Origin of the sequence: Micromonospora sonchi, assembly GCF_014646235.1 — a bacterium.
GTDB classification, from domain to species: domain Bacteria; phylum Actinomycetota; class Actinomycetes; order Mycobacteriales; family Micromonosporaceae; genus Micromonospora; species Micromonospora sonchi.
This window is the reverse complement of the sequence record NZ_BMNB01000011.1, coordinates 49,996-76,985: the sequence shown is the minus strand read 5'-3', so window position 1 is coordinate 76,985 and position 26,990 is coordinate 49,996. Positions and strand designations below refer to the sequence as shown.

Below are 26,990 nucleotides of genomic sequence, written 5' to 3'. Positions count from 1 at the left end.
GCAAAAAACGGGTCAGGGCGGACCGGATTGGCCCGCCCTGACCCGCCTCGCTGGTGGCTCACGCCTCGGCGATCGCCTTCTCGACCGTGAGCAGGAGGTTCGGCGCCTCCGACTCGGGCAGCCCGCCGCCCTGGGCGAGATCCGGGCTGCCGCCGCCGCGCCCCGAGAACGCGGCCTTGACCAGGTTGTTCGCGGCCAGCCCTCGGCTGCGGGCGGCCGGGTTCACCGCCACCACCAGGGACGCCTTGCCGTTCGAGCGGGCCGCCACCGCGACCACTCCGGGCCGGGCGGGATCGATCCGGCCCCGGATCTCCTGGGCGAGGGTCCGCACATCGTTGCCGGCCGCCCCCTCGGGCGCTTCGGTGCCGACGTACGCGACCCCCCGCACGTCCCTGGCCTGGGCGGCCAGCGCCGCGGCGCCGCCGAGCACCAGCTGGGCGCGCAGCTTCTCCAACTCCTTCTCGGCGTCGCGCAGCTGGGTGACCGTCTGCTCGACCCGTTCGGCGACCTGTTCGGAGGGGACCCGGTACAGCTCGGCGAGGCGGGCGACCAGCAGGTGCTCGCGGGCCAGGAAGTTGAACGCGTCCATGCCGACCAGCGCCTCGACCCGGCGTACGCCGGACCCGATGGACGCCTCGGAGAGGATCTTGACCAGGCCGAGCTGGCCGGAACGGGACACGTGGGTGCCACCGCACAGCTCGCGGGCGTAGTCGCCGACCTCCACCACCCGGACCTGCTCGCCGTACTTCTCGCCGAACAGCGCCATTGCGCCGATGCGGCGCGCCTCCTCCAGCGAGGTGACGAAGGCGTGCACCTCCAGGTCGGCCAGGAGCACCTCGTTGACCTGCTGCTCGACGTCGCGCAGCACGCTCGGCGCCACCCCGGTCGCGGTGTTGAAGTCGAAGCGCAGCCGACCCGGGGCGTTCAGCGAGCCGGCCTGGGTGGCGGACTCGCCGAGGAAGTTGCGCATCGTCTGGTGCACCAGGTGGGTGGCGGTGTGCGACCGGGAGATGGCCCGCCGACGGCTGGTGTCGATCTCGGCGTAGCCGGTCTCCCCCGCCCGCACCTCGCCCCGGATCACCCGGGCCCGGTGCACGATCAGCCCCGGCACCGGCTGCTGCACGTCGAGGACCTCGACCTGACCGCCACCGACGGTGATCATTCCGTGGTCGGGCTGCTGCCCGCCGCCCTCGGCGTAGAACGGGGTGGTGTCGAGCACCAGCTCCACCACGTCGCCCTCGACTGCCGCCGCGCGCGGACCGGCGGTGCCCAGCACCGCCCGTACCGTCGACTCGCGGGTCGTCTCGGTGTAGCCGGTGAAGGTCACCGGCCCGCCGGCGTCGAGCACCGAGCGGTACGCCGACAGATCGGTGTGCCCGGTCTTACGGGCCTGTGCGTCGGCCTTGGCCCGGGCCCGCTGGTCGGCCATCAGCCGGCGGAAGCCTTCCTGGTCGACGTCGAGCCCCTGCTCGGCGGCGATCTCCAGGGTCAGGTCGATCGGGAAGCCGTACGTGTCGTGCAGCTGGAAGGCCTTGTCACCGGAGAGCGCCCGGCCACCCGCGGTGCGGGTCTCGGCGATCGCGGTGTCCAGGATCGTGGTGCCGGCGCGCAGCGTGGCGAGGAAGGCGTCCTCCTCCGCGTACGCGTACGCCGAGATGCGCTCGAAGTCGGTGGCCAGTTCCGGATACGACGCGGCCATGCAGTCCCGGGCGACCGGCAGCAGCTCCGGCAGCGCCCGTTCCTGCCAACCGAGCAGCCGCACCGCCCGGATCGCCCGTCGCATGATCCGCCGCAGCACGTAGCCCCGGCCCTCGTTGCTCGGGGTCACCCCGTCACCGATCAGCATCAGCGCGGTACGCACGTGGTCGGCGACCACCCGCAGCCGTACGTCGTCCGGGTGCGACTGGTTGGCGGCCTGGCCGGAGTGCACGCCGTACCGTTTGCCGGTCAGCTCGGCCGCCCGGTCCAGGATCGGCCGGACCTCGTCGATCTCGTAGAGGTTGTCGACGCCCTGCAGGATCGAGGCCATCCGCTCCAGGCCCATGCCGGTGTCGATGTTCTTCTTCGGCAGGTCACCGACAATGCGGAAGTGCTCCTTGCTGGTCACGTCCGCGATCTCGTACTGCATGAAGACGAGGTTCCAGAATTCCAGGTACCGGTCCTCGTCCACCTCCGGACCGCCCTCGGCGCCGTACGCCGGGCCCCGGTCGTAGTACAGCTCGGAGCAGGGGCCCGCCGGCCCCGGGATGCCCATCGACCAGAAGTTGTCCGCCTTGCCGCGTCGCACGATCCGCTCCGCCGGCACGCCGGTGCGGCGCCAGATGTCGTACGCCTCGTCGTCGTCGAGGTAGACCGTCGCCCAGATCCGCTCCGGGTCCAGCCCGAAGCCGCCCTGATCGACCGGTTTGGTCACCAGGTCCCAGGCGAGCGGGATCGCCCCGTCCTTGAAGTAGTCACCGAAGGAGAAGTTGCCGTTCATCTGGAAGAACGTGCCGTGCCGGCTGGTCTTGCCGACCTCGTCGATGTCCGGCGTACGGATGCACTTCTGCACGCTCACCGCACGCGAGTACGGTGGCGTCTGCTGGCCGAGGAAGTAGGGAACGAACTGCACCATGCCGGCGTTGACGAACAGCAGGTTCGGGTCGCTGATGGCGGGCAGCGGAGCGGACGGCACCACGGCATGGCCGTTCGCCTCGAAGTGGGCGAGGTACCGCCGCTTGATCTCCGCCGTCTTCATCGCTGGGGTTCCTCCGGAAAGATTTCTCGGTCACCGATCCGCGGGTCCTCCCGCAACTCGGCGAACTGGTCGTCGAACGCCTCACCCTGGGCGAACGCCTCGTGGATCTCCTGCTCCCGCTCGGCCATCCCGGCGCGTACGTCCGCCACGAAGCTACGCAGTTCCTCGACCAGACCGCCAGCGGATTGTGACAGGTTGTCGGCGATGCCGGCCGGGGTGTACGCGTGTGCGGCGCGGGTCGCCTTGCGGACCACCACCACGCCGACGGCCAGCCCGATGCCCAGCCAGAACAGGCGCCTCATGCTCGTACCTCCGCTTTCGCGTCGGTCAGCGGTTCCCGCGCCGGTTGGCGCGCCGCTGAGCCTTGATGGTGTCGCGGACCTCGCGTTCGGTCTCCGCGTGCCGCCGGGCGGCGGCCGCCCTGCGCACCCCGTAGCCGAACGCGGCCACCTTGACCAACGGGTTGGCCGCGGCGGCCGAGACGACGGTGACCAGGTTGGCGACGTTGGCGCTGATGTTCTGCGCGTGGCTGGTCATCGTGTCGACCTTGGCCAGTTGCAGGTTCACGCCGTCGAGCGACGTCTGAACCTGCTCCAGCGTGATGTTGACGTTGCGGACGGTGGCGTTGACGTCACCGAGCAGCGGGCCGGTCCGGTCGTTGAGGTCGTTGATCATCCGGGTGGTGGCGTCCACCGTGTGTCGCAACCGCAGGATGGGCAGCGTCAGGATCAGCACCAGCATCGCGAACGCGATCGCCGCGACCAACGCCGCGACTTCCAGAAAGCCCACGCCTGTCCTCCTCAAGCAGATGCCCCGGGACCTCGACGGTCCCGAGACGCACGACCGTCTCGCCCACGACAACGCCCGGCAGGCCCGGACCAGCGCACGCACACGGGCCGCCAGAAGCAGACCCTACCGTCCGTGATGACAATCGGCTCAGGACGGTGGTGACGAGGTCAACTCGCCCAGCGGGTCCTCGCCCAGAGTCGGATAGGGATCCACACCGGTCAGCGAGGGGTCCGTGGTCGGTTGTGGCCGGGTCCGCTCGTCGTCGATCGCGTTACGCACCTTCACCGACACCAACGATCCGGCGCACTCCTCCGCCGCGGTCGACGGGTCCGGCTCCGGCACCACCGCCGGCTCGCCGTCCACCGGCGGCGGCACGCAGGCGGGTGCCCGGACCCAGAGGTCGAGGGTCAGTTCGTCCCGTCGCCAGCAGGTGTAGCTGCCCTTCTCCTCCTGTTCGGGGCAGTAGGCCGGCGTCCACCGCTGCCAACCATCCTGGCTCAGCGCGGCCTCGTAGACCTCGGCCGTATCCTCCGGCGACCGCTCGGAGTTGACGGTGCGCTCCCGCAGCCGGCAGTCGAGCAGGCACCAGCGGCTGCCACTGACGTCGTCGACCGGTTCGACGGCGGCCCAGTCTGGCACGTCCAGTTCGTCCAGCGAGACGAAGACCGGATCCTGCCTCATCGCCTGTACGCCGAAGAAGGCCGGGACACCGCCGAGCAGGATCACGCTGACCACCGCCAGGATGATCGCCCGTACCCGCTGCTCGCCACCGGCCTGCCGGCGCGGTTCCGGGCCGACGTCGGACAGCTCGTCCCCGGGCCGGTCGGAGTCCGGCTGCTCCGGCTCGGTGGGCCGCCGCAGCGACGGTTCCGGACCGGACCGTTGCCCGACCGGGTCGACGGGAGCCACGGCCGCCCGGGCCACCGCCGGGTTCTCACCGGCACGCGGCGGCGGGGGCCCCGGTGGGCCGGCGGGCTCAGGGGTCCGATGGGGTGGCGCGGCCCGCCCGGCCAGCCGGTCATCGGGTCGCACGGGCGGGGTGGCCGCACGGGCCACGGTCGGTGACGGTTCGCCCCGTTCCGCGGCGACGCCGGCCGGACGTCCCGGGGCGGGACCGATCGGCGGGGCAGCGCCCGGCCGGGGCAGGCCCGCATCCAACCGGGGCGGACCCGCGTCGGGCCGGGCCGGGTCGGTCCCGGGGCGGGCCGCAGCGCGGGCGGGACCCGGTGGCATGCCGCCCGGGCGGCCGGGACCGCCGATCGGGCCCTCGGGCTGGGCGGCACCGCGCGGCGGACCGTCGGGACGGCTCGCCCTCGGCGGCCCCGCCGGCGGCATGTCGAGTCGGGCTGCACCGCGCGGGCCGGCCTGCGCACCGTCCGGGCGGACGGCACCGCGCAACGGGCCAGCCGGCGCACCATCCGGGCGGACGGCACCGCGCGGCGGGCCAGCCGGCGCACCGTCGGGTCGGGCGGACGCCCGGGGGCGCCCGAGGGGCGCCTCGGATCCGGCGCGCCCGCCCGGTAGCTCGTTCGTCGCCGGGCCGGTGGTGGGTGGCCCGGAGTCGGGCACGGCACGCCCCCGCCCGGTGGGCGGTTCCTCGGCACGGCGCGGCACGGCGGCACCCGCACGTCCCGGGCCGGGGCCGGGGCCGGGGCCGGCGGAGCGTCCGTCACCGAGGGGACGGCCAGGCACGGTGCCACCGTCCGGCCGGACGGTGGCGGGGCCGGTGGGCGGCTCCGCGCCGCGCTCACCGAGCACCGGGATGCCGCCCGACGGTGTTCCGCCGGCACGCCCGGCCGGGTCTCCGGGTGATGTCCCGCGCCGTTTGATCGTCGACAGTGCCGGATCGGTGTGGTGGGTACGGCCGGCCTGTCGCAGCCAGTCGGCCGGTCGCTCGGGGCGGCCGGCGCGGCCGGCGCCGGACCGGGGCACGGTCGAGCGTTCGGCGGTGTCACCACCCGTCCGACCCCCTCCGGGCAACGGTTCCTCGGCGGCCCGCCGCTCGCGGCCCGGCGTCGGCCCCGTGTCCCGCGACGGCGAACCGGCGTCGGTCCCGTGCTGACCCCGTGACGGCAGGTCCGTGGCATCGGCCGAACGGCGTCCGGCGTCCGGCGCCCGCGGCCCCGTCCGGTCGCCCGGTACCGGCATCGCCGGATCCTCCGGCAGGCCACGGCGGCCACTGCGTACCCCGGCACCGCCATCGGAGGCGGCAGTGGCGCCGCCGGACGGCACACCGGGGATCGGCGGTGCGTTGCCGGAGAGCGGCACCACCGGTTGGCCGTCGTCAGGGGCGCGCCGACGGCCGGCATGTCGGCCGTCGGTCGGGCCCTCGGGTGCGGACGTCATCCCCGGCACCGGACGACCCGGACCGCGGCCCACCTGGTCCGTGGCGGGCGTGGGCTCTGCCGCGGCGCGTCGGCCGCGTCGAGCCGCCAGCGGGTCCGGAGGGCCGGCCGGCGACCCCCCGGCGTCGGATTCGCGGGTCGCCGGGATGCGGGGAGACTCGACTCCGCCGGGCGCCGCCCGCCGAGAGCCGGCGGGCACCCCGTCCGGCCGACGGTCGGGCATCCGGCGCGGTGCGGGCGGGCCCGACACGGGACCGGCCGGCACCCCGGAGAAGGGCCCGACGGGGGGACCGGAGATCGGGCCGGTCGGCGGACCGGAGGCCGGCTCGGCGGGCGGACCGGAACGCGTCCGCCGGGCGGGCGCAGCGGCGTCAGCCGCCGGCCAACCGCCAGGCGGAGTGTTCGGCGCGCCGGTGTCGCGACGCCCGACGGGACCGGCCGGCGGCGGACCGGCCGGCGGCGGACCGGCCGGCGGCGGACCGGAATATGGCGGGGCGACGGGTGGCTGCTGCCGGCCAGTGGCGTCCGGCCGGGGCCCGGCACCAGCGGGCACAGGTCCGGCGGCCGGTCGGGGGCCACCGACGTTCGGGGGGACAGCCGGAGGGTGCGGGCCCGGGGCACCCGGCCAGGGACCATCGACCGGCCGAGCCCGGGGCGGCTCGGCGACTCCCCGGCGCGGCGGGGCGGTGGTCGGCGGGGCGGTGGTCGGCGGGGGAGTGGTGGGCGGGCCAGCGGTCGGCTCCACCGGCACGGAACGGCTCGGCGTCCCCGGCGCGCGACCACCGGGGCCCGCAGGCGGGACAGGCCCACCGGGCCCCACCGGTACTCGACCGCCGGGCGGAACCGGCCCACCCGGCCCCGCCGCACGACCACCGGGGGCCACCGGCGGGACGGGGCCGCCGGGCGGCTCCGGCGCCGGGCGGCCGACGGGGGGCGGGACGGGACGACCGGGTGGCATCTGGCCGGCGAACTCGGGGCCGGGCGGCGTGTCCGGTGCCGGCGTACCGCCGGGGCCGAGATCGCCGCGCTGCTGCTTGGCCGATCGCAGGTCGTCGATCCAGCCGAGGTCCTCGCCGGCTGCTGGTTCCTCCGGGGTGGCCTCGGGCCTGCCCCGGCCCCAGCGGCGGCCCTTGCCACGCCGCTCGTCCGGGCCGTCCTCCGGTCGCTCCGAACCAGGCGATCTCACTGTTGACCCTTTCCGTCGGCGCTGCCACCGATCTGATCGGCCGCGTCGACCTGCGTGGCCGTCGGCCGGCCGCCGTCGCCTGCGGGCGACGTCGGCGCCCGGCCGTTCGCCGTCGACGTTTCCCTGACCGCGGGGGTGGGCAGCCCGCGGACGATCCGGCGCAGCAACGGCAGCCGGGTGGCCACCGATCGCTCCGCGCCGTGCTGACTCGGCCGGTAGTAGTCGACGCCGACCAGGTCGTCCGGTACGTACTGCTGACCGACCACGCCCCGCTGGTCGTCGTGGGGATAGCGGTACCCGGTGCCGTGGCCGAGCCCGCGGGCGCCGGCGTAGTGCGCGTCACGCAGGCTGCGGGGCACCGGGCCGCCCCGGCCGGCCCGTACGTCGGCGATCGCGGCGCCGATCGCCGTGGTCGCCGAGTTCGACTTGGGCGCGGTGGCCAGGTGGATCACGGCCTGAGCGAGGTTGAGCTGTACCTCAGGCAGGCCGACGTACTCGACGGCCTGGGCGGCGGCGGTGGCCACGCCGAGGGCACCGGGGTCGGCCATGCCGATGTCCTCGCTGGCGAAGATGACCAGCCGACGCGCGATGAACCTGGCGTCCTCCCCGGCGACCAGCATCCGGGCCAGCCAGTGCAACGCGGCGTCCACGTCCGAGCCCCGCATGCTCTTGATGAAGGCACTGGTCACGTCGTAGTGGGCGTCACCGGCGCGGTCGTAGCGGACGGCCGCCGTGTCCACCGCACGCTCGGCGGTGGTCAGGTCGATCCGCCCGGCGCCGAGCGCGGTGGCCGACGCCGCGGCCGCCTCCAGCGCGGTGAGCGCCTTGCGTACGTCGCCGCCGGCCAGCCGCACGAGGTGCTCCTCGGCATCGGCGTCGAGGGTGAGCGCCCCGGCCAGGCCCCGCTCGTCGGTCGACGCGCGGCGCAGCAGGGCGCGGACCGCCGCGTCGTCGAGCGGCTGGAGCGTCAGCAGCACGCATCGCGACAGCAGCGGGGAGATGACGGAGAAGTACGGGTTCTCCGTGGTGGCCGCGAGCAGCGTGACGGTGCGGTCCTCCACCGCCGCCAGCAGCGAATCCTGTTGGGTCTTGCTGAACCGGTGCACCTCGTCGATGAAGAGCACGGTCGGCGGGCCACCGGAGCGCCGCTGCCGCCGGGCGGTGTCGATGACGGCCCGGACGTCCTTCACCCCCGCCGACAGCGCTGACATGGCGACGAAGCGTCGGTCGGTGGCTCCGGCCACCAGGTGGGCGATGGTGGTCTTACCGCTGCCCGGTGGCCCCCAGAGGATGACCGACATGGGCGCGTTGCCGGCGACGAGTTGCCGCAGCGGCGACCCGGGGGTGAGCAGATGCTCCTGGCCGACCAGCTCGTCCAGATTCGCCGGGCGCATCCGGACGGGCAGTGGCGCGTCCGGCCCGACCGCGGTGAAGCCGCCGACGCCACCGGAACCCGTCTGCGCACTGGGCGCTGCGGCGGGTTCACCGAGGGTGAAGAGGGCATCAGACTCCATCACGAGAACAGTACCGGGCTCGGCCGACAGCGCCGGAATCGCGCCACCGACCGAGCCCGAGATGATCCTTTTCGGTCAGCCGCGTCCCGGTCGGCGGCCCCGGTACCAGCGGCCACCGCCACCGCCCGCGCCCCGGCCGACGCCGGCGAAATAGAGCGAGAGCAGCAGCAGGCCGATCAGCACGAGGGTGTTCCAGTTGAACAGGCCCGGCGCTCCGAGGTTGGTGTCCAGCAGGTCCAGCAGCAGCGCGAAGCCGAAGACCGCGGCGGCGGCGATGGCGAACATGGCGTTCCTCCGGTGGGGGTTCCAGTAGGTTGGCGCGGGATGTACCCGATCGGTCGGCCCGCCAATCTCCACCGTGGATCGCCCGGCCCTCCCGGCGTCGCGACCAGGCTGCCCGCCATGACCGGCGTCGACGAGGTGCTCGACGGGCGGGAGAACATCCTGGCGGCCGTGGACCACCACCCTTTCGTCCGGCACTCACTGCCGCCCGACCAACCGATTCGGGGCTGGCGACGCGACGGTGCCGTGGGCTGGCTGCTGCCGCCCACCTTCCACGGGCCGGTGGGCGGCTCGCCAGGCCGGCAGGTACAACGGCGCGGCGACGGCCAGCACCACCGCGCCGACCAGCATCGCCGTGCTCACCCCGGCCCGGTCGCCGAGGTAGCCGAGCAGCACTCCACCCAGCGCGCCGGCGGGCAGGGCCACCATCGAGTTCACCGAGATCACGCTGGTCCGGTACGGGCCGTCGACCTGGCGGTGCAGCAGCCCCATGTGCAGCGGGTTGGCGGCACCGTGCACCGCGTAGCAGGCGAAGAAGGCGATCAGCATCCCGGTCGGACCGGCGACCAGCGCCATGCCGACCACGGTGATCCCCTGCACGATGCGCAGCAGGGCGGCGCCCGGAGCGGCACCGAGCCAGCGGATGAGCAGCGGCGTGAGCGCCGCCCCGCCGGCCGAGGCGAGCCAGGCCACGGTGCTACCCGGTCCGAGCAGCGCGGCGGCCCGGTCGGCGTCGCCGATCACCTCGGCCAGCCGGATCGGCAGCAGGCCCTCGAAGGTGACCATGCCGAAGCCCCAGAACAGCTCGACCGCGACCAGGGCGAGCAGCACCCGGGACCGGCGCAGGAGGCCGAACGCCTCGCCGATCATCCGTGGGGCGGCCCGCACCGACGCGTGCAGCGCACCCGCGCCCGTCACCGGTCGCCGCTCCACCAGCAGCATCAGCAGCGCCACCAGAGAGATCACCTGAAAGCCGGCGGCGACCACCACCGGCCCGGTCAGCGCGCTGACCGGGCCCACTGGGCCGAGCGCCACCAGGGCACCACTGAGCAGGGCACCGGCGGCCACGCTCACCCCGAGCACGGTCCCGCCCTGGCCCAGCCCTTTCTCGTAGGCGTCATCCGGGTCCGCAGCCAGGGTGGTGTCGACGTACCAGGATTCGAGGGGGCCGCTGTCCAGGGCGCGGAACACCCCCTGCAACGCCCAGACGGCAGCCAGCAGGGCGAACGAGTCGGCCACCACCAGCAGCCCGGTCGAGACGAGACCGACCAGGGTGGCCACCACCAGCACGGGCTTGCGGCCCAGCGCATCGGCGAAGCCGCCGGTCGGCAGTTCCAAGGCGAGCACCACCACCCCCTGTGCGGCGACGGCCAGCCCGATCTGGGTCAGCGTGAGACCGCGCTCCTGCATGAGCAGGATGCTCACCGGGATCACCAGACCAGCCGGCAGCCAGCGCAGGCCGTGCAGGACGAGATAGCGTCGCCGGATCTGACGTACGGACAGGGCGCGCGTCATGGCTTCCCCCTCGGCGGCGCCAACTTCTCGCCCAGCAGCAGCGGCAGAGCGGTCAGGAAGATCTGCACCTGCTCGGCGTCGGGCTCCTTTGGGTCGGCCTCGGCGCGGTAGCGCTCGAGAACCTGCCACAGCTCCGCCTTGAGCGCCTCCAGCCGGGCCGCCGGAACGGTCATGAAGATGTCGCCCGTGCCGAACGCGTCACGCCACTGCGGCGACCACTGGTCGCGGACGGCGAACCACCGTTCGGCGTGCTCGACGAAGTGGCGTATCTGCTCGGCCTGGATCCACTCGATCGCGGCCCGCGCGTCCGGGTCATCGTCGAAGTCGGTGTTCTCCCAGCTGGTGACGTCGTGCGCGGCCCGCCACCAGCGCTGCCGACCGGTGCCCCGGTCGGGCTCCTCGACGACCAGCCCGACCTCGGCCAACTGCCGCAGGTGGTAGCTGGTCGCCCCGGTGTTGGTGTCGAGCAGCGCGGCAAGGTCGGTGGCCGTGGCCGGTCCCTTCACTCGCAACGCGCCGAGCAGTCGGGTACGCAGTGGATGCGCCAGCGCGCGCACCTGCCGTTGATCGATCCGCACCCGCCGCACCGCACCCCGCTCCACACGCCCCATGCCTGCACAATAGTTATGCACAACTTCTATGCACAAGCCTTTACGCCCAACCCCGGCCCGTCGATCTTGCACTTTTGGTCGCCGAAATGCCCCTTTTTGCGGCATTCATTCCGACGAGAAGTGCAAGATCGCGGAGGAGAGGGAGGGAGGGAGGGGGAGAGAGGGGGCGGGGCAGGTTCAGGGGGTGAGGAGCTCGGTGATGCCGCGTAGGCGAGTACGCAGGAGAGCGGCGGCGCGGGTGATGTCGAGGCGGATCTCGGCGGGGCGGACCAGACCGCGCTCGGTGGCGGTGGTGGTGGTCAGGGCACCTGGGTCCAGGCCCGCCTGGCGGGCCACCAGCAGGCCGAGTTCCGCCCGGCTGACTCCGTCCGGGCCGGCCACGTTGAGCGGGCCGGCGTAATCCGAGGCTGCCAGTTCGAGCACGGCGGCGGCGAGGTCGGTGACGTCGACCGGGCAGCGCAGCTCGTCGGTGAAGAGGGCTCCCCGCCCGGCCAGGGCGTCCCGGCAGAGCCGGATCTGCGGGCTGCCCTCCCCCACGATCAACGAGGTACGCACCAGCGCGGCACCGGGGTCGAGCGCGCGTACCGCCGTCTCCGCGGCGGCCTTCGCCGCGCCGTACGGGAAGATCGGGCTGGGCGGATCGTCGTCGGCGTACGGCTCGGGGCGCCCCGCATGCAGCGCGTCGCTGGAGATGTACACCAGCCGCGGCCCGGTCGGTCACGTCGAGCTCCCGCGCCACCACGCCCGCCACCCCGACGGCCCCCGAGTGGTACGTGCCCACCACCCGCCGTCCGGCCGCGACCGCCCGCCGGCAAACCTCCGCCCCCAAAAACCCACTACCCCCCACCACCACAACCACCCCCACCCCACCCCCTCCCGCCTTGTTGATCATGAGGTTAGCGGCACGTTTCGCGATCAACATCGCCGCTAACCTCATGATCAACGGGAAAGGGCTTGGGGTCAGGTGGGGTCGGCTACGGGGGCGGCGGGGCCGGCGGTGCCGGTGTGGGGAGCCGGTTGGGGCTTGGGCTTGGCGTCGATGCCGGCTTCGGCGCGCTGCTGGCCGGTGATGGGGGTGGGGGCGCCGGTGAGGGGGTCGTAGCCGCCGCGGGTCTTCGGGAAGGCGATCACCTCGCGGATCGAGTCGGCGCCGGCGAGGAGCATGCAGACCCGGTCCCAGCCGAACGCGATGCCGCCGTGCGGCGGCGGGCCGTAGCTGAAGGCCTCCAGCAGGAAGCCGAACTTGTCCTGCGCCTCCTCGGGCGTGATGCCGAGCAGGTCGAAGACGCGCTGCTGCACGTCGCGGCGGTGGATACGGATCGAGCCGCCGCCGATCTCGTTGCCGTTGCAGACGATGTCGTACGCGTAGGCCAGGGCCCGGTCCGGCGCCTCCTCGAACCGGCCCTCCCACTCGGCCTTGGGCGAGGTGAACGGGTGGTGCACGGCCGTCCAGCCCTCCGCCCCGCCGGCTTCCTGGTCGGAGACCGGCTCGAACATGGGCGCGTCGACCACCCAGCAGAACGCCCAGGCGCTCTCGTCGACCAGGTTGGCCCGCTTGGCGATCTCGATCCGGGCCGCGCCGAGCAGCTCCTGCGCCTCGCGGGTGTTCGGGCTGGCGGCGAAGAAGATCGCATCGCCCGGCTTGGCGCCGACCGCGTCGGCCAGCCCGGCCAGGTGCTCGGCCGACAGGTTCTTCGCCACCGGCCCGCGCGCCTCGCCGGTCTCGGCGTCGAGCACCACGTAGGCCAGGCCCTTCGCGCCGCGCGCCTTGGCCCAGTCCTGCCAGCCGTCCAGCTCCTTGCGGGTCTGGGACGCGCCGCCGGGCATCACCACCGCGCCGACGTACCCGCCCGCGTCGATCGCGCCGGCGAAGACCCGGAACTGGGTGCCGCGCAGGTAGTCGGTCAGCTCGGTCAGCTCGACGCCGTAACGCAGGTCCGGTTTGTCCGAGCCGTACCGCGCCATCGCGTCGTGCCAGGTGATCCGCGGGATGGGCCGGGGGATCTGGTGACCGGCCAGGTCGGACCAGAGGGTGGTGACGATCTCCTCGCCGAGGTCGATCACGTCGTCCTCGGTCACGAACGACATCTCGATGTCGAGCTGGGTGAACTCCGGCTGCCGGTCGGCCCGGAAGTCCTCGTCGCGGTAGCAGCGGGCGATCTGGTAGTAGCGCTCCATGCCGCCGACCATCAGCAGCTGCTTGAACAACTGCGGCGACTGCGGCAGCGCGTACCAGCTGCCGGGCTGCAGGCGCACCGGGACCAGGAAGTCGCGGGCGCCCTCCGGCGTGGACCGGGTCAGCGTCGGGGTCTCGATCTCCAGGAAGTCCCGCTCGTGCAGCACGGTGCGGGCCAGCTGATTGGCCCGCGAGCGCAGTCGCATCGCCGCCGCCGGGCCACTGCGGCGCAGGTCGAGGTAGCGGTACTTGAGCCGGACGTCGTCACCGGCGGTCACCTGGTCGTCCACCGGCAGCGGCAGCGGCGCCGCCTCGGAGAGCACGTCCAACTCGGTCGCGGTCACCTCGACCTCGCCGGTGGGCAGCTCCGGGTTCTCGTTGCCCTCGGGCCGGCGGGTCACCTCGCCGACGACCTTGACGCAGTACTCGTTGCGCAGCGCGTGCGCGTCCTCCTCGCGGAACACCACCTGGACCACGCCGGAGCCGTCCCGCAGGTCGACGAAGATGACCCCGCCGTGGTCGCGCCGGCGGGCCACCCACCCGGCCAGCGTCACCGTGCTGCCGGCGTCCGTCGCGCGCAGGCTGCCGGCGTCATGGGTACGGATCACGGCGTGTGTCTCCCTCATCTGCTCCACGGTTGCCTCTCGGCATTCTGCCCGCCCCCACTTCCCGGGTGTAAGGAAGGGCCCCCTGTTAACGCCTGCGGTAGAGGAGGGGCCCCTTCTTAACACCCCAACCCGAGGGACGTGGTGCGGGCCGCCGGAGGAGGAATCCGGCGGCCCGCGGGCGGAGGGTCAAGTGCTAGGACGAGATCAGTAGACGCTCACGCCGTACCGGCTGAGCACCGGGCCGACCGGCTGGAAGTAGGTGGTGCCGCCGGTCGAGCAGTTGCCGCTGCCGCCGGAGGTCAGGCCGAGGGCGACGCTGCCGCTGAACAGCGAACCACCGCTGTCACCCGGCTGGGCGCAGATGTTGGTCCGGATCAGGCCCCGGACCTGCCCCTCGGCGTAGTTGACCGTGGCGTTGAGCGCGGCCACCGAGCCGCCGCGCAGGCCGGTGGTGCTGCCCGAACGCTGGGCGGACTGGCCGACGTACGCGTTGCCGGAGCTGGTGATGTCCTGGTAGCTGCCGTTGTAGAGGTAGACGTTGCCCGGCTGCACGGTGCTCTGGTTGCTGTACCGGACGATGCCGTAGTCGGTGCCCGGGAAGGCGGTGCCGGTACGCGAGCCGAGCAGGGCGGTCTGGCCCGAGTTGCTGTACCAGTTCGCGGCGATGTTGGTGCAGTGCCCGGCGGTGATGAAGTAGTACGTGCTGCCGGCCCGCACGTTGAAGCCGAGCGAGCAGCGTCCGCCGCCCTGGGCGTAGATGGCCTCGCCGCCGGAGATGCGGGTGCTCAGCACGCCGGCCTCGGCCTCGATGCGGACCGCGCCGTTGGTACGCGCCGCGGCGGCCTTGACCTGCTCCAGCTTGGCGCCGGTCACGGTGCTGTCCACGGAGACGACGACCTGGTTGGTGGCCGGGTCGACCCACCAGGCGGTGCCGGGGATCGCGGCGGAGCGGTCCAGTTCGGCGGTGGCCCGGTTCAGCTCCGCGGCGCCGCGCTTGACGAGCTTCGGAGTCGCGCCGGCGGTGGCCACCTGGCGGGCCGCCAGGCTGTCGGTCACCGCGACGACCATCGTGCCGGCGGCGTCGGCGTAGGCGCCGGCGGCACGGTCGCCGGGCCGCTCGGCGAGGGTGGCCGCGGCGTCGGGCGAGGCGGACGCGGGCGCCGCCTGGGCCGGCGCGCCGGCCAGCGCGCCGGCCACCAGGGTTCCGGCGGCGGCGACGGTGGCGACACGACGCAGCATTGACCTTGTGGGTCGCATGTAACAGCCTCCCGGTTGGGGGTTGGGGGCCCTGTCATGGCGACAGGGCAGGGGGCAACTCAGCCACCTGGGGAAATGGCCAAGCGAGGGCAAGTATTCACATATTTAAGATTCTAAGCAAGACCCCTGTTTGCCCGGATTCACTCCCCGGCTCCAGGTAATCACTCCGCAACATTGTGGACACAGACAGTCGTCTATACGCTCAGGTCACCGTCGCAAGTCCGGCAACCGTCACCCGGAGGCCACGATGACCCTCGTCCGACGCACGCTGGCCACCCTCGCCGGCGTCACCGCCCTCGTCCTGCTCGCCACCAGTCCCGCCACCGCCGACCCCGGCCCACCACCGACCTCGATGGCAAGCCTCGGCGACTCCATCACCCGGGGCTTCAACGCCTGCGGGTGGTACGTCGACTGCACCAGCCGCTCGTTCAGCACCGGCGACGACTCCGCCGTGAACAGCCACTACCTGCGCATCCGCCGGGTCAACCCGGCCGTCAACGGCCGCAACCACAACGCCGCCCGCACCGGGGCAAAGTCCGCCGACCTGTACGGCCAGGCCGGCACCGCGGTCAGCCAGGGGGTCGACTACGTGACCATCCTGATCGGCGCCAACGACGCCTGCACCGGCGCCGAGTCGACGATGACCTCGCCGACCACCTTCCGGTCCAACATCGACTCCGCGCTGGCCCGCCTCAAGTCCGGCCTGCCGAACGCCAAGGTCTACGTGATCAGCATCCCGGACGTGCACCGCCTCTGGTCGGCCGGCAAGGGCAGCAGCAGCGCCCGTACGGCCTGGTCGCTCTTTGGCATCTGCCAGTCCATCCTGGCCAACCCGACCTCGACCGCCCAGGCCGACGTCGACCGGCGCAACCGGGTCCGACAGCGGGTGATCGACTTCAACGGCCAGCTCGCCGCGGCCTGCGCCGCCTACGGGTCGAACTGCAGGTACGACGGCAACGCCGTCTTCGGCTACCCGTTCACCCTCGCCCAGCTCTCCGGCTGGGACTACTTCCACCCCAACGCCACCGGCCAACAGGTCCTGGCCACCGTCTCCTACCCCGCCGGCTTCGCCTGGTAGCCCCCCACCCCACCCCACCCGCGATCTTGCACTTTTGGTCGGCCCAAAGCAGGGCACAAGCCTCGTAACGGCGACCGAAAGTGCAAGATCGCGAAAGGTGGGCGGGGTCAGCTCACCAGGGGCTTCAGGTCCGCTCGGGGGGGTGTCCACTCGCCGGCGGCGGCGACCTGGGTGCCGGAGCGGATGTCCTTGACCTCGTCGGGGGCACCGTCGGTGCCGGGGAACCAGACGTACGGGATGCCGCGCCGCTGCGCGTACTTGATCTGCTTGCCGAACTTCGCCGCGCTCGGCGACACCTCGGTGGGGATGCCCCGCGAGCGCAGTCCCTCGGCGACCCGGTTGCTGACGCCCCGCAACTCCTCGCTGGTCACCGCCACCAGCACACAGGTCGGCACCTCCCGGGACACCGACAGGGCACCCGCACCGAAGAGCAGCCCGAGCAGCCGGGTCACCCCAATCGAGATGCCGACCCCGGGGAAGCGGACGTTGCCGGCGCTGGCCAGGTTGTCGTACCGGCCGCCGGAGCAGATCGAGCCGAACCGCTCGTACCCGATCATCTGTGTCTCGTAGACCGTGCCGGTGTAGTAGTCCAGGCCCCGCGCGATCCGCAGGTCGGCCACGCAGAGGCCGGGCGAGTGCGCGGCGGCGGTCTCCACCACCCGGACCAGTTCCTCGACGCCCTCGTCCAGCAGCGGGTCGCTGACCCCGAGCGCGCGCACCGCGTCGGCGAAGGACGCGTCCGGCGCGGAGATCTCGGCCAGGGACAGCACGGCCTTGGCCTGCGCCTCGCTCGCCCCGGCCGTGGCGGCCAGCAGCTCCGTCACCCCGGCCGGGCCGATCTTGTCGAGCTTGTCGACCGCGCGCAGCGCCGCCTCCGGGTCGGTCAGCCCGATGCCCCGGTAGAAGCCCTCGCAGATCTTGCGGTTGTTCACCTGGATGCGTACCGGCGGGATCGGCAGCGAGCGCAGCGCGTCGCCGATCACCAGCGGCATCTCCGCCTCGTGGTGCGGCGCGAGGGTGTCCCGGTCGACGATGTCGATGTCGGCCTGGAGGAACTCCCGGTAGCGCCCCTCCTGCGGCCGCTCACCGCGCCACACCTTCTGGATCTGGTAGCGGCGGAACGGGAACGGAAGCTTGCCGGCGTTCTCCAGCACGTAGCGGGCGAACGGCACGGTCAGGTCGAAGTGCAGGCCGAGGGTGTCGTCGCCGGCCGAGCCCTCCGGGTCGCCGTGCAGCCGCCGGATAACGTAGACCTCCTTCGAGGTCTCCCCCTTGCGCAGCAGCTGGTCCAGCGGCTCGACGGCCCGGGTCTCCAGGGGCGCGAAGCCGTACAGCTCGAAGGTGGCGCGGATCCGGTCGAGGACGAACTGCTCGATCATCCGCTGGGCGGGCGTCCACTCCGGGAAGCCGGAGATGGGCGTGGGCTTGCTCATGATGCTCCGTTCGGAAACCCGCACGGTCCGCGCGGGTGAGCGTGGGCGCGGCCGCTACAGGCCGCGGGTGGGGGCCGCCGGTCGCGCGCCGCCCATCCCGGCCACTTCGGCGAGGTACGGGTTGGTGGCGCGCTCGCGGCCGATGGTGGTCGCGGGGCCGTGGCCGGGCAGTACGACGGTGTCGTCGGCGAGCGGAAGGATCTTGTCCCGCAGGCTGGTGAGCATCGCCGGCATGCTGCCGCCCGGCAGGTCGGTGCGGCCGATCGAGCCGGCGAAGAGCACGTCACCGGAGAGGCAGACCTGCTCCGCCTCAAAAGGTGAGCCGGCGCCGGGCAGCCGGAACAGCACCGACCCGCCGGTATGGCCGGGCGCGTGGTCGACGGTGATCTCCAACCCGGCGAGGGTGAGCGTCGTGCCGTCGGCCAGCTCGGCCACGTCCTCCGGCTCGGCGTACGGCAGCCGGCCGCCGAACAGCTGGGCCAGGTCCGCCGACAGGCCCTTTGCCGGGTCGGCCAGCAACTCCCGGTCGTCGGGGTGCACGTACGCGGTGATCCCGCGGGCCCCGCAGACCGGCGCCACGGAGAAGGTGTGGTCGAGGTGCCCGTGGGTGAGCAGCACCGCGGCCGGGTGCAGGCGATGCTCGGCGAGCAGCGCGTCGAGCCGGTCGATCACCCCGATGCCGGGGTCGACCACCACGCACTGCTCCCCCGGCGCGGTGGCGACCACGTAGCAGTTGGTGCCGAAGGCGTCCGCGGGAAAGCCGGCCACGAGCACGTCCGCTCCCCTTTCCGTCGGTACTGTCGTCCTGCCGCAGCCTAACCGGCGTCCCGACCGGTGACCGCACATCCGTCCCAGCTGCACCAACCGGCACCGGACTACCTCAACGCACATCGGCGGCGACCTCGTACACCACTTTCCCAGCCGGTACCCGTACACTCTGGCGGGCGTGTGGCGTGGCGCACCTGCCGCCCGAGGGGTACGCGACCACCGGCTGACGACCAGGGTAGAGGAAAGGGGAGCACGGGTGGCTTCCAGCAGGGACCGGCAGCGCAAACTTGCGCGGGCCAAGCTCGACCGGCAACTGGCCCGCCGGGCCGCCGCCGCCAAACGCCGCCGGCAGATCCGCGCCGGGGTCGGCTCCGCCCTGATCCTGGTGCTGGTCGTCGCCGGCACGGCCTGGGCGCTGGGCGCGTTCGACTCCGAGCCGACGGACACCAACGCCGCCGACGAGGTCTGTCTCTGGACCCCGCAGAACACCGCGGGCAACAGCAACCTCAAGGACGTGGGCGAGCCGGCCACCACCGGGCTGCCGGTCACCGGCACCCGGCCGATGACCGTCGTCACCAACCAGGGTTCGCCGATCTCCATCGAGTTGGACCTGGCGAGTGCCCCGTGCGCCGCCGCGAGCATCGCCCACCTGGCGAGCCAGTCGTTCTACGACAACACCAAGTGTCACGAGATCAGGCCCGAGGGCGCGGTGCGTTGCGGCGACCCCAGCGGCACCGGGCTGGGTGGCCCGACGTACTCGTTCCACAGCGAGAACCTGCCGACCGCGCCGGAGGCGTCGCCGAGCGCCAGCCCGGCCCCGGATGCGCCGCCGACCTACCCCAAGGGCACGGTCGCCATGATCTCGAACCCGCCGGGCGCCAACGGCAGCCAGTTCTTGATCTTCTTCAAGGACCACACCACCACCGACGAGCCGCAGTACCCGATCATCGGTCGGGTCACCGAGGGACTCGACGTCGTGGAGAAGATCGGGGCCCTGCCGACCGTAGACAATGGGGCTGGGGAGAAGGTCAAGCCGAAGAACGACGACGTGATCGTCCAGAGCCTGACCGTCGGTGAGCCGGTGCTGGACCCGGCATCGCCCGCCGATCCCACCCCCACGGGTACGCCGAGCTCCGAGGCTTCCGGCGCGCCCGAGGCCAGCGCGAACGCCGGCTGACCCAGCGAATCCCAGCACAGCAGCGGCATCCACATACCGTCCCAGGAGGTTCGAGGCGTGACGTCCACCAGAGAGCGGCAGCGCGCGGCGGCCCGCGCCCGGCTCGAGAAGGAGATGGCCGAACGGTCCGCCCGGGCCCGCAAGCGCCGCCAGACGCAGGCGATCGTGGGGGGCGGCGCGGCCCTGCTGCTGGTGGTCGCCGGCACGGTCTGGCTGGTCAGCAGTCTGACCGGCGACGACAGCGGCACCGACAACGCCGCCCAGGACGCGACCTCGGTGCAGTGTGACTGGATCGAGTTCCCGGCCGGTGAGCGGACCCCGCAGACCAAGGATGTCGGTTTGCCGGACACCCAGCAGAGCCGGGTCGGCACCCAGACCATGACGATCAACACCAACCTCGGCCCGATCACGGCCCGGATCAACCGGGCGGCGGTGCCCTGCACCGCGGGCAGTTTCACCCACCTGGCCGAGAAGGACTTCTTCGACAACACCAAGTGCCACCGCCTGGTGACCCAGGGCATCCAGGTGCTCCAGTGCGGCGACCCGAGCGCAACCGGCAAGGGCTGGCGGGACACGGACGGCATGGGCGGCCCGAGCTACCGGATGGCCGAGGAGAATCTGCCGACCGAGATGCGTCCGCCATACCCGGCGGGCGTCATCGCGATGGCCAAGTCCGATCAGCCCGCCACCACCGGCAGCCAGTTCTTCATCGTCTACGGCGACTCGCCGCTGCCCCCGGACTACACCGTGCTCGGCACGATCACCGGCGGCATGGACATCGTCGAGGACGTCGCGAAGGCCGGCGACGACGGCGCGTTCGCCCAGAGCGCCGGCGGCGGTCACCCGAAGAAGGAGGTCGTCATCACCGACCTCACCATGGCCGACGCCTGACCCCCGAGCATCCCCAAGCGCCCGCCGGCTCCCCCGGCGGGCGCTTCCACATCTCCCCACCGCGAGGCCCATCCCACCCACTCCACCCACCCACCCCAGCTCGCGGCGATCTTGCATTTCCGGTCGCCTTTATGGGCCTGTTGTCCCGATATGCGGCGACCAAAAGTGCAAGATCGCGGGGGCGAGGGTGGGGCGCAGGGGGTGAGGGCGGGGGCGAGGGGGGCGGGGGTGAGGGTTAGGAGCCGGAGGTTACGCGGTAGGCGTCGAAGACGCCGTCGACCTTGCGGACGGCGGCCAGGAGGTGGCCCAGGTGTTTGGGGTCGGCCATCTCGAAGCTGAACCGGCTCACCGCCACCCGGTCGCGGGTGGTGGTGACGGTGGCGGAGAGGATGTTGACCCGCTCCTCGGAGAGCACCCGGGTGACGTCGGCCAGGAGTTTGTGCCGGTCGAGGGCCTCCACCTGGATGGCGACCAGGAAGGTCGAGGCGGAGGTGAGCCTCCAGTTCACCTCGACCACCCGCTCCCCCTGGGTGCGCAGGTCCTCGGCGTTGGCACAGTCGTCGCGGTGCACGCTCACCCCGCCGGAGCGGGTCACGAAGCCGAACACCGAGTCCGGCGGTACCGGCGTGCAACAGCGGGCCAGCTTGATCCACACGTCGCTGACGCCGCGGACCACCACACCCGGGTCGTGGCTGTTGGCCCGACTGCGCGGCGGCCGGGTGGCCACGGCGGTCTCGGCGATGTCCTCGGCCGCGCCCTCCTCGCCGCCGTAGGTGGCCATCAGCTTCTGCACCACCGACTGGGCGGAGACCTGACTGTCGCCGACCGCCGCGTACAGCGACGCCACGTCGGGCAGGTGCAGGTCCCGGGCGATCGCCATCAGATTGTCGGAGGTGAGCATCCGCTGCAACGGCATGCCCTGCTTGCGCATCGCCTTGACGATCGAGTCCTTGCCCTCCTCGATCGCCTCCTCGCGGCGCTCCTTGTTGAAATATTGCCGGATCTTCGTCCGCGCCCGCGGGCTCTTCACGAAACCCAACCAGTCCTGCGTCGGGCCGGCCGTCTCGGACTTCGACGTGAAGATCTCGATCACGTCACCGTTGGACAGCGTCGACTCCAACGGCACCAACTTGCCGTTGACCCGCGCCCCGATGCACTTGTGCCCCACCTCGGTGTGCACCGCGTACGCGAAGTCCACCGGCGTCGACCCCGTCGGCAACGGGATCACGTCGCCCTTCGGGGTGAAGACGTACACCTCCTGGCTGGACAGGTCGAACCGCAACGCGTCCAGGAACTCGCTCGGGTCCGCCGCCTCCCGCTGCCAGTCCAGCAACTGCCGCAGCCAGGTCATCTCGTCGATGTGCGCCGGCGGGCCGACGATCTGGGTGCCCTTGTGCTCCTTGTACTTCCAGTGCGCCGCGATGCCGAACTCCGCCGTACGGTGCATCGCGTACGTGCGGATCTGCATCTCCACCGGCTTACCGGTCGGCCCGATCACCGTGGTGTGCAACGACTGGTACATGTTGAACTTCGGCATGGCGATGTAATCCTTGAACCGGCCCGGCACCGGCTGCCAGTTCGCGTGGATCACCCCCAACGCCGCGTAGCAGTCCCGCACCGTGTCCACCAGGATCCGCACACCCACCAGGTCGTAGATGTCGTTGAAGTCCCGACCCCGCACGATCATCTTCTGGTAGATCGAGTACAGGTGCTTCGGCCGGCCCGTGGTCTCCGCCTTGATCTTGGCGGCCTTCAGGTCGATCTGCACCTTCTGCGTCACCTGCCGCAGCAACGCCTCCCGCTGCGGCTGGTGCTCCCCGATCAGCCGGTTGATCTCCTCGAACCGCTTCGGGAACAACGTGCCGAAGGCCAGATCCTCCAGCTCCCACTTGATGGTGTTCATACCGAGGCGGTGGGCCAGGGGGGCGAGGATCTCCAGCGTCTCCTTGGCCTTCTGCTCCCGCTTCGGCGCAGGCAGGAAGGAGAGCGTACGCATGTTGTGCAGCCGGTCGGCCAGCTTGATCACCAGGACCCGCGGGTCCTTGGCCATGGCGACGACCATCTTGCGGATCGTCTCGGCCTTGGCAGCGTCACCGAGTTTGACCTTGTCCAGCTTGGTGACCCCGTCGACCAGCAGGGCGACCTCGCCACCGAAGTCGGCGCGCATCTGGTCGAGGGTGTACTCGGTGTCCTCGATGGTGTCGTGCAGCAGCGCGGCGACCAGCGTGGTGGTGTCCATGCCCAGGTTGGCCAGGATCGTCGCCACCGCGAGCGGGTGGGTGATGTACGGGTCACCGGACTTGCGGTACTGGCCGGAGTGCCAGCGCGCCGAGGTGTCGAAGGCCCGCTGCAACAGCCGCGCGTCGGCCTTGGGGTGGTTTTCCCGGTGCGAGGCGATGAGCGGCTCCAGCACCTCGCTGACCTGCGACGACTGCCACGGCGCGTTGAACCGCGCCAGCCGCGCCCGGACCCGCCGGCCGGTGGGCGCGTGGGACAACCCGAAGCCACCGCTCGGCGACGGGTCACCGGTGCTCCCGGTGGGCACCACGTCGGCGCCGACGGCTGTACGTGCCAGATCGCCGGTGGGCTGGACCACGCCGGGCCCGACGCCGGACGCCGGGGCGACGCTGCTGTGATCGGTCACCGAGCCGTCCGCGTCGCCTGTCGGGTGCACCGTGCCCTCCACCGGAGGGGCGACATCGTGGGACACCGGCCTCCTCACCGCTCGCCGGAAATGAACCGACCGTCCGCCGGCCGGCCTGATCTCACGCCGCTCGGACGGGTGACCGTCCGCCTCAGCAATGGGCAATGCTACCCGCACCGGAGGTGCCCTGCCGCTCCGCCGGACGGTCCGTGCCGGCTCCGCCCGGTGGCGGCGTCGTCTCAAACGGTCAACAGGGCATGCACCGGACGCGGCGCCAGTCGCTGCCGGCCGCCGAGGAAGGACAACTCCAGCACCACGGTGAATCCCGCCACCGTGCCACCGGCCCGCTCCACCAGATCCAGCGTCGCCCCGGCGGTGCCCCCGGTGGCGAGCACGTCGTCGACCACCAGCACCCGGTGCCCGGCGGTGAAGGCGTCCTGGTGCACCTCCAGGGTGGCCTCGCCGTACTCCAGCGCGTAGGAGGCGGCGTAGGCGGGCCGGGGCAGCTTGCCGGCCTTGCGGACCGGCACCACACCGACCCCGGTCGCGTACGCGATGGCCGCGGCGATCACGAAGCCGCGCGCCTCGATGCCGACCACGGTGTCGAACGAGTCGCGCCCGTGGTGCGCGACGATCCCGTCGACCACGTCCCGGAAGGCGTCACCGTCGGCGAACAACGGCATGAGGTCCTTGAACATGACGCCAGGCTTGGGGAAGTCGGGCACGTCGAGCACCCGGCTGGCGACCAGCCGGGCCACCTGCGGGCCGCTGTCTCCGCGCACCCCGATGCTGTGGGTCTCCGTCACGGCAGTTCCGCTCCCCTTTTCACACGTCAACGGCGTCCGGCACGCTGCTCGCACAGCATGCCGGACGCCGTCGGATCCGTTCCTACCGGGTCGGCCCCGGAGGCTCAGCGCCGCTTTCCGCCGCCGGGCCGGTTGCCGCCCCGGGGACGTCCACCCCGGGCACCGACCGAGCGCTTGCCGGCCGGCCGGGCACCCGCCTTGGGAGCGGCGGCGCCGGCCAGGGCGCCGCTCTCCACCGGCTCCGGCTCCTCCTCGTCCTCCTGCTCGTCGGAAGGGGCGTCGGCGATCTTGCCGGTGGCCGGCGTCTCGCCCACCGTGCCCCGGCGGGCCTCCACCCGCTTGTTGTGGGCCAGGATCCGCGGCTCGCGGTTCTTCAGCACCACCAGCAGCGGGGTGGCCAGCAGGATCGAGGTGAGGAACGCCATGGCCATACCGACGAAGAGCACCAGGCCGAGGTCCTTCAGGGTGCCCGCGCCGAGCAGGCCGGCCCCGATGAAGAGGATGCCGCCGACCGGAAGCAGAGCCACCACCGAGGTGTTGAGCGAACGCATCAGGCTCTGGTTGACGGCCAGGTTGGCCGCCTCGCCGTACGTCTGGTTGTTGTTCGCGGTGATTCCTCTGGTGTTCTCCTGCACCTTGTCGAAGACCACCACCACGTCGTAGAGCGCGAAGCCCAGGATGGTGAGGAAACCGATGATCGTCGACGGGGTGACCTCGAACCCGACGATCGAGTAGACGCCGGCGGTGAGGATCAGGTTCATCACCAGGGCGAAGAGGGCCGCGACGGCCATCTTCCACTCGAACCGGAAGGCCAGGTAGGTCGTCACCAGCGCCAGGAAGATGACCAGACCGAGCAGGGCTCGGCTGGTCACCTGGCTGCCCCACGCCTCACTGACCCGGTTGGCGCTGATCTGCGCCGGGTCGATGCCGAACTGCTCGGCCATCGCGTGCCGGACCGCCTCGGCCTGCTCGGCGTCGAGCTGGGTGGTCCGCAGCTCGTAGAACTCGCCGCCGGGACCGCCGACCTGCTGCGCGGTGACCACGTGCGCGTCCGCGGCGCTCAGCGCCCGGTCCGCGGTGGCCTCCGCATCGGCCATGGTGCCGACGCTGGTCGGGACCTGGAACGAGTTGCCGCCGGCGAACTCGATGCCCAGGCTGAACCGGTTGAAGATCACGCTGCCCAGCGCGATCACCACCAGAACGGCGGCCACGGTGAACCACATCTTGCGCCGGCCGACGATGTTGAGGCCGGCCTCGCCCCGGTAGAGGCGGCTTGCCAGAGAATTCTCAGCAGCGGCCATCTCAGGCCTCCTTGACGACGCGCGGGTTGCGGGACTGGGCCTGCTCCGACCGGGCCGGCAGGACCCGGCCGAGACCGCTGACCCGCGGGGACAGGAATGCCCGGCTGCGGGCGAGCATGGTCATCATCGGGTGCCGGAAGAGGAAGACCACGACCAGGTCCAGCACGGTGGCCAGGCCGAGGGCGAAGGCGAAGCCCTTCACCGTACCGACCGAGACGATGTAGAGCGTGAGGGCCGACAGGATCGTGATCAGGTTCGCCGAGATGATCGTCCGGCGGGCCCGGACCCAGGCGCGGTTGACCGCGCTGCGTGGGCTGCGGCCCTCGCGGATCTCGTCCTTGAGTCGTTCGAAGTAGATGACGAACGAGTCCGCCGCCACACCGAGCGAGACGATGATGCCGGCGATGCCGGCGAGAGTGAGCGTGAAACCGATCTGCCGGCCGAGCACCACCAGGGCGCCGAAGAGCAGCAGCGCGGAGAGCACCAGGCTCGCGAAGATGACCGAGCCGAGCAGCCGGTAGTAGAAGAACGAGTAGATGATGACCAGCAGCATGCCGATACCGGCCGCGAGCAGACCGGCCCGCAGGTGGCTCTCGCCCAGGGTGGCGGTGACGTTCTGCTGCTCCTGCTGATCGAAGGTGATCGGCAGGGCACCGTAGCGCAGCTTCGCGGCCAGGTCGGCGGCTTCGGCGTTGTCGAAGTTGCCGGTGATCTGGGAGTTACCGGTGAGCACGCCCTGGATCTGCGGCGACGAGATGATCTCGTTGTCCAGCACCACCGCGACCCGGCACTTGCCCTCGTCGCCGAGCGCGGAGGCGTCACACGCCTGGCCCTCGTTGTTGAACGCCTCCCGGGTCAGCGCGGTCCACTTCTCCTGGCCGGAGCCGGTGAAGTTCAGGCTGACCACCCACTGGCTGGTCTGGTCGCGCACCGCGGTGGCGTCCGAGACGTCGGTGCCGAGCACCTTCGCCGCGTCCAGCAGGTTCTTCGCGTAGCCCCCCTCACAGGAGACGACCTGCACCTCCGGGTTGGAGATGGACGCCGGGGGCCGATCGTCGAGCTGGACGCAGTTGATGGTCGGCACGTTGAACTGCATCAGCGCCGGCAGCACCGCCACCTCGCGGCCGGTCAGCTCGGCGAAGGGCTTGAGCTTCTCGGCCAGCGCCGGGTCGGCGCTCAGGTCGGCCGGTGCCTGCAACCCGTTGGCCGCGGCCCACGCCTCGGCGCCGACCTTCTGCTCGACGGCCTTGCGCTGTTCCTCGATGCTCTGCGGCACCGGCTCCTCGCTGGCCGTCGGCGACGGGGCGGCGCTCGGCGTCGCGGCCGGGGTGGGCGTCGGCGCACCGCCGGCCTGGCCGCCGGCGGAGGGCGACGAGCTGACCTCGGCCTCCGGGGTCGGGCTGGTGGTGCCGGACGGCGTCGGCTCGGCGGTCGGGCTGGGCGCCGGCGACGGGATAGCACCGCTGCCGTCGGCGATCTTCAGGACCTTACGGAACCGCAGCTCGGCGGCGCTGCCCACCTCGGTGAGGTCGCGGTTCTCGCCGGGCAGGGAGATGACGATGTTGCGGTCGCCCTCGGTGACCACCTCGGCCTCCGCGACGCCGTAGCCGTCAACCCGGCCCTGAATGATCCGACGCGCTTCTTCGAGGTTCGCCGCCGTCGGGGCCCGGCCGTCGATGCTGTTGGTCGCCTCCAGCGTCAGCCGGGTACCGCCGACGAGGTCGAGACCGAGACGGGGTTCGAGCCGGTCCTTCCAGCCGCCGCTGGCATCGCCCGAGAAGAACACCAAAAGGTAGAGGACGACGAGCATGCCCGCGAGGACGGCCAACTGCCGTCCCGGGCGCATCTGTCCCTGAGGTGGTGCCACGGCTG

19 protein-coding genes and 1 pseudogene are annotated in these 26,990 nt (G+C 72.2%); 3 read left to right on the top strand and 17 right to left on the bottom strand.

Going from position 1 to position 26,990, the window contains the following annotated elements; genetic code table 11:
- Positions 1–58: 58 nt before the first annotated feature.
- From alaS to IEY61_RS13820, 11 genes and pseudogenes are all read right to left on the bottom strand, one after another.
- Entirely contained in the window at positions 59–2,737 is a 2,679-nt protein-coding gene (gene alaS, locus IEY61_RS13870) for an alanine--tRNA ligase (RefSeq protein WP_189044236.1), read from the bottom strand.
- Positions 2,734–3,039, bottom strand: a complete 306-nt coding sequence (locus IEY61_RS13865; protein ID WP_189044234.1) for a hypothetical protein — start codon at positions 3,037–3,039, stop codon at positions 2,734–2,736. Before IEY61_RS13865 ends, alaS begins: the two co-directional genes overlap by 4 nt.
- 25 nt (positions 3,040–3,064) lie before the next feature.
- Positions 3,065–3,526, bottom strand: a complete 462-nt coding sequence (locus tag IEY61_RS13860; RefSeq protein WP_189044232.1) for a DUF948 domain-containing protein — start codon at positions 3,524–3,526, stop codon at positions 3,065–3,067.
- A gap of 147 nt (positions 3,527–3,673) precedes the next feature.
- A complete protein-coding gene (locus IEY61_RS13855) occupies positions 3,674–4,273 on the bottom strand; it encodes a hypothetical protein (protein ID WP_373293156.1) in 600 nt (199 codons plus the stop codon).
- A 2,780-nt stretch (positions 4,274–7,053) separates the two neighbouring features.
- Positions 7,054–8,571 carry a replication-associated recombination protein A gene (locus IEY61_RS13850; protein WP_189044229.1) on the bottom strand — a complete coding sequence of 506 codons (1,518 nt, stop codon included), beginning with the start codon at positions 8,569–8,571 and terminating at the stop codon, positions 7,054–7,056.
- Between the two features lie 75 nt (positions 8,572–8,646).
- Entirely contained in the window at positions 8,647–8,856 is a 210-nt protein-coding gene (locus tag IEY61_RS13845; protein WP_189044227.1) for a hypothetical protein, read from the bottom strand.
- Positions 8,857–9,051: 195 nt separating this feature from the next.
- Positions 9,052–10,368 (bottom strand): MFS transporter, encoded by a 1,317-nt coding sequence (locus IEY61_RS13840; protein WP_189044225.1) that lies wholly within the window; start codon positions 10,366–10,368, stop codon positions 9,052–9,054.
- Positions 10,365–10,979, bottom strand: coding sequence for an ArsR/SmtB family transcription factor (locus tag IEY61_RS13835; RefSeq protein ID WP_189044223.1), 615 nt, complete (start codon positions 10,977–10,979; stop codon positions 10,365–10,367). Before IEY61_RS13835 ends, IEY61_RS13840 begins: the two co-directional genes overlap by 4 nt.
- A 177-nt stretch (positions 10,980–11,156) precedes the next feature.
- Positions 11,157–11,871: pseudogene (locus IEY61_RS13830) on the bottom strand (sugar nucleotide-binding protein).
- 68 nt (positions 11,872–11,939) lie between these two features.
- The gene (aspS, locus tag IEY61_RS13825) at positions 11,940–13,763 is read right to left on the bottom strand and encodes an aspartate--tRNA ligase (RefSeq protein WP_189044403.1); all 1,824 of its coding nucleotides are present in this window, start codon (positions 13,761–13,763) and stop codon (positions 11,940–11,942) included.
- A 204-nt stretch (positions 13,764–13,967) separates the two neighbouring features.
- On the bottom strand, positions 13,968–15,020 hold the full coding sequence (locus IEY61_RS13820) for a S1 family peptidase (RefSeq protein ID WP_189044221.1): 1,053 nt from the start codon (positions 15,018–15,020) through the stop codon (positions 13,968–13,970).
- A gap of 247 nt (positions 15,021–15,267) precedes the next feature.
- On the opposite strand from IEY61_RS13820, the gene IEY61_RS13815 reads away from it, so the two are divergent.
- Positions 15,268–16,098, top strand: coding sequence for an SGNH/GDSL hydrolase family protein (locus IEY61_RS13815; RefSeq protein ID WP_189044219.1), 831 nt, complete (start codon positions 15,268–15,270; stop codon positions 16,096–16,098).
- A 107-nt stretch (positions 16,099–16,205) separates the two neighbouring features.
- On the opposite strand, the gene hisS is transcribed toward IEY61_RS13815, so the two are convergent.
- Both hisS and IEY61_RS13805 read right to left on the bottom strand, forming a co-directional pair.
- Positions 16,206–17,531, bottom strand: a complete 1,326-nt coding sequence (gene hisS, locus IEY61_RS13810) for a histidine--tRNA ligase (protein ID WP_189044217.1) — start codon at positions 17,529–17,531, stop codon at positions 16,206–16,208.
- Between the two features lie 54 nt (positions 17,532–17,585).
- Positions 17,586–18,305: an MBL fold metallo-hydrolase gene (locus IEY61_RS13805; protein WP_189044215.1), complete on the bottom strand. Its 720-nt coding sequence runs from the start codon at positions 18,303–18,305 to the stop codon at positions 17,586–17,588.
- A 250-nt stretch (positions 18,306–18,555) separates the two neighbouring features.
- Here IEY61_RS13805 and IEY61_RS13800 point away from each other — a divergent pair, with 250 nt between their 5' ends.
- Together IEY61_RS13800 and IEY61_RS13795 are read left to right on the top strand one after the other, a co-directional pair.
- The gene (locus IEY61_RS13800; protein ID WP_189044213.1) at positions 18,556–19,476 is read left to right on the top strand and encodes a peptidylprolyl isomerase; all 921 of its coding nucleotides are present in this window, start codon (positions 18,556–18,558) and stop codon (positions 19,474–19,476) included.
- 57 nt (positions 19,477–19,533) lie between these two features.
- Entirely contained in the window at positions 19,534–20,367 is an 834-nt protein-coding gene (locus tag IEY61_RS13795; RefSeq protein WP_373293154.1) for a peptidylprolyl isomerase, read from the top strand.
- A 235-nt stretch (positions 20,368–20,602) separates the two neighbouring features.
- Here the strand turns inward: IEY61_RS13795 and IEY61_RS13790 are convergent, their stop codons facing one another.
- From IEY61_RS13790 to secD, 4 genes are all read right to left on the bottom strand, one after another.
- Positions 20,603–23,053 (bottom strand): RelA/SpoT family protein, encoded by a 2,451-nt coding sequence (locus tag IEY61_RS13790; RefSeq protein ID WP_189044401.1) that lies wholly within the window; start codon positions 23,051–23,053, stop codon positions 20,603–20,605.
- A gap of 197 nt (positions 23,054–23,250) precedes the next feature.
- On the bottom strand, positions 23,251–23,817 hold the full coding sequence (locus IEY61_RS13785; RefSeq protein WP_189044210.1) for an adenine phosphoribosyltransferase: 567 nt from the start codon (positions 23,815–23,817) through the stop codon (positions 23,251–23,253).
- Positions 23,818–23,921: 104 nt separating this feature from the next.
- Entirely contained in the window at positions 23,922–25,118 is a 1,197-nt protein-coding gene (gene secF, locus IEY61_RS13780; protein ID WP_189044208.1) for a protein translocase subunit SecF, read from the bottom strand.
- A gap of 1 nt (position 25,119) precedes the next feature.
- Positions 25,120–26,985, bottom strand: coding sequence for a protein translocase subunit SecD (gene secD / locus IEY61_RS13775; protein ID WP_189044206.1), 1,866 nt, complete (start codon positions 26,983–26,985; stop codon positions 25,120–25,122).
- Between the last annotated feature and the right edge of the window lie 5 nt (positions 26,986–26,990).

Bases quoted from the DNA above. Each gene is read 5' to 3' on its own strand.
- alaS (WP_189044236.1), bottom strand. From the start codon at position 2,737: ATGAAGACGGCGGAGATCAAGCGGCGGTACCTCGCCCACTTCGAGGCG.
- IEY61_RS13865 (WP_189044234.1), bottom strand. From the start codon at position 3,039: ATGAGGCGCCTGTTCTGGCTGGGCATCGGGCTGGCCGTCGGCGTGGTG.
- IEY61_RS13850 (WP_189044229.1), bottom strand. From the start codon at position 8,571: ATGGAGTCTGATGCCCTCTTCACCCTCGGTGAACCCGCCGCAGCGCCC.
- IEY61_RS13845 (WP_189044227.1), bottom strand. From the start codon at position 8,856: ATGTTCGCCATCGCCGCCGCCGCGGTCTTCGGCTTCGCGCTGCTGCTG.
- IEY61_RS13840 (WP_189044225.1), bottom strand. From the start codon at position 10,368: ATGACGCGCGCCCTGTCCGTACGTCAGATCCGGCGACGCTATCTCGTC.
- IEY61_RS13835 (WP_189044223.1), bottom strand. From the start codon at position 10,979: ATGGGGCGTGTGGAGCGGGGTGCGGTGCGGCGGGTGCGGATCGATCAA.
- IEY61_RS13820 (WP_189044221.1), bottom strand. From the start codon at position 15,020: ATGCGACCCACAAGGTCAATGCTGCGTCGTGTCGCCACCGTCGCCGCC.
- IEY61_RS13815 (WP_189044219.1), top strand. From the start codon at position 15,268: ATGACCCTCGTCCGACGCACGCTGGCCACCCTCGCCGGCGTCACCGCC.
- hisS (WP_189044217.1), bottom strand. From the start codon at position 17,531: ATGAGCAAGCCCACGCCCATCTCCGGCTTCCCGGAGTGGACGCCCGCC.
- secF (WP_189044208.1), bottom strand. From the start codon at position 25,118: ATGGCCGCTGCTGAGAATTCTCTGGCAAGCCGCCTCTACCGGGGCGAG.